This window comes from Bartonella senegalensis OS02 (genome assembly GCF_000312545.1).
Taxonomy (GTDB): domain Bacteria; phylum Pseudomonadota; class Alphaproteobacteria; order Rhizobiales; family Rhizobiaceae; genus Bartonella; species Bartonella senegalensis.
Window position 1 is genome coordinate 1 of sequence record NZ_HE997547.1, and the last position, 2,750, is coordinate 2,750.

General features: G+C 40.0%; 1 protein-coding gene and 1 pseudogene. Both read right to left on the reverse strand.

Annotated elements, in window-relative coordinates; genetic code table 11:
* Positions 1–717 precede the first annotated feature (717 nt).
* Positions 718–1,044 (reverse strand): annotated as a pseudogene (locus tag BN200_RS09870) (Arm DNA-binding domain-containing protein); the annotation flags it as partial.
* 262 nt (positions 1,045–1,306) lie between these two features.
* A partial coding sequence (locus BN200_RS08300; RefSeq protein WP_019222101.1) for an autotransporter family protein occupies positions 1,307–2,750 on the reverse strand: 1,444 nt, incomplete at its 5' end.

The window sequence follows — 2,750 nt, forward strand, 5'->3', positions numbered from 1 at the left end:
GCACCACTCACCTCTCTCGCATTCTCACCAACCGCTACTCCATTTTGTATAAGAGAAAAGATAGCCGTTGTAACGGCACATACACATGCATGATTTCTAAACACTTTAATCATAGTTCCCTCGAAACTTCCATTCCCCTCTCATTGAAAATAAAAGCATTCGCAAAAACATCCCACTCACCGCCTCAGCACTCTCAAATAGGCTAAAGCCAAAAGACGCATCTCCTTACTGCTCATTTGATTGGCGCAATACGTTATTCAAATACATTCCGCACACGATCTCATTGCAACATAAAAACTACCCATAAGAGAATAATTAATATGTGCAATCTATAGGTGTATAATACATTCCGTATTTCGTGTAAAGCAAAAATAAAATCATTAAGTGTAATTAGTTGCACAAACAATCTATCGTTGTGCAATAAAAAGACTGAACAAAAATATGAAATAAAAAAGTCAGTAAAAATAAACTCTCAAAAACCTAGTTCTTGTCACTAGAGAGCAGAGACATCAAATCCCCCTCAAGCAGGATAGGATAACCCTAAAGAGTAGGATTCATACAATCGCTTGGAAAATAAAATCGAGCCCTTATCTTATCAGGAGAAGCAAAGAGTTTAAGAAAATTCACTCATTGCATTGCAGCATAAAAGAAAAATGAGACCGATCCATTAGCTGCTTTCACCTGCAAAACAACAAATATTATGATTTCTTGGTCAATCTCAAAAGCATCTAAAGCAATATTTTTTAAATAATGAAGATTACAAATTGCCTCACGTTTTTGTTTGTCATGTTCTTAATGGGGGCACGTCCCTCAACGCAAAACAGAACGCCATTGGGTTGCTAACTCACGGGCTTATTTTTTTTAAAGAAACATCTCTGAGTGTCCAAAAGCCCATTTCGCAGCGGCACCCGTGAACAGTATAACGTTAAATCCATTGAGCACGACCATCTTTACGCTTATAAAAGAGCAAGCCGGCACCATTATTATATTTGCCAGCTCCCAACGTGCGACAGCCTTTACATTGAGACGGTTCATAAGAAGCATTTTTACTCTTTTTCTGTACAATTTTTATCCACACACTAATAATAATTCCGCTTGTAACGTGCAAGCGAATGATTTTGAGTGATTCAACATAAACAGATTTGGAATGAGAGAATCTTACGATATTCAAGTCTCTCATTCAACATGCAAAACTGTAAACTATCACTATAAATCAATGTGTTATTCAAAACAACAACATACGTTTTATCAATAAAAAAGGCAGCACACTGTGCTGCCTTCTTGAAAGGACAAATTGTCTCGTATCTTAAAACTGATAACGCAGACCGCCTGAAAAACTCGCTCCGGAAAAACCTGCCTTACCAAGCTTATTCTGATAAGAAACATCACCATGAAGCACAAAGTTTGAAGATAAACGCGCATTAAAGCCTAATCCAGCTTCTAGTGAAGAACCAAAAGCACCTAACTGGAAAGCATCTTTAAAATGCACAGACTGTTTTTCTCCAAAGCCATGGACAAGATAAAGCTTTCCATAGAAAGAGGTAGCGCTTATTCCTTCAGATCCGCTCGCAGCCTTGCTCAAACGCCCACCAACACGTGCAACCCACTGATCAAGTTTTCCCATTTCAATATCGAAGTTATCAATATCACGAGCTTTATCAAACTGGAGATTTTGATAAACAACCTGAATTTGCGGATCAACAACAAAACCCTCATATCCGGTTGCAAAGGACTGACCACCTGTCAAGGAAACACTCAAAGGTTTGCTCTTTAATGTTGCTGTCTTACCACGTGCAAGAGTAACAACATCCCCTTTCAACAGACCATAGGATAAAAGACCATCGACATAAAAACCTGTATCATGCTGCAAAGTGCCGTATGCCGTGACAGACCATTTATCAAAGGCACTCTCTTCACTGTATTCAACATCTTGAGGTTGCACAGAAAGCTTGCCATAAGAGCCCATCAGCCCAAAAGACATCACAATATCTGCACTCTCAAGTGTTTTCAGCAAAATGCCAGCCTTAGCAGCGTTATAATGAAGATTGCCACCATAGCCATATTCAAGTGCAGACAGATCTGAGGCATAACGGTAATGACCACCATAGCCTTGCAAGAACAATGCTGGGTTTTCACGAACTTCTAACATCCCACCAGCAGTCATCCGCAGTGTTTCCAACTGCTTATTTTGATTGCTGATATCCATCAAACCTGCATGGAACACGCTATTAGGCAACAGCAGATAAGTGGGCACTTGTGGAACAACAGACCGAACAGGACGTTCAGGAACAACAGGTTTATCCGTAGAAACAGGAGCATGAACATACTGATTTTCTAAGCGGAAATTCCAAAACTCTCCATCATCCTTCATAAATTTCTGATCAACATGGTCCCCTGTCGAAGTGGATTTTGGACTGTAAGAACGAAGAGTGTATTTGTAAGGGGAGTTTGCTAATGCAACATAATCACCATCCAGTTGGAAAGAATCTTTCTCTGCCTGTCCATAAACCTGAATAACTGAAACGCTGTGCGCAACCCGGTTGTTATTTTGACCTGCTCCTACATCACCCGAAACAGCTCGTACATGTATTCTCGTTTTTCCCTCAACATCACCATGAATAACAAGCCTATCAGTTACCTGCTGATCTCTCTGATCATTAGGATTTAGACGTGCATTGAGGTGAATTGAAGCATCACCATGCACTGCATAGACGGTCCCTTCCCCTTTTCCAATATGAAGGGTTTGATAA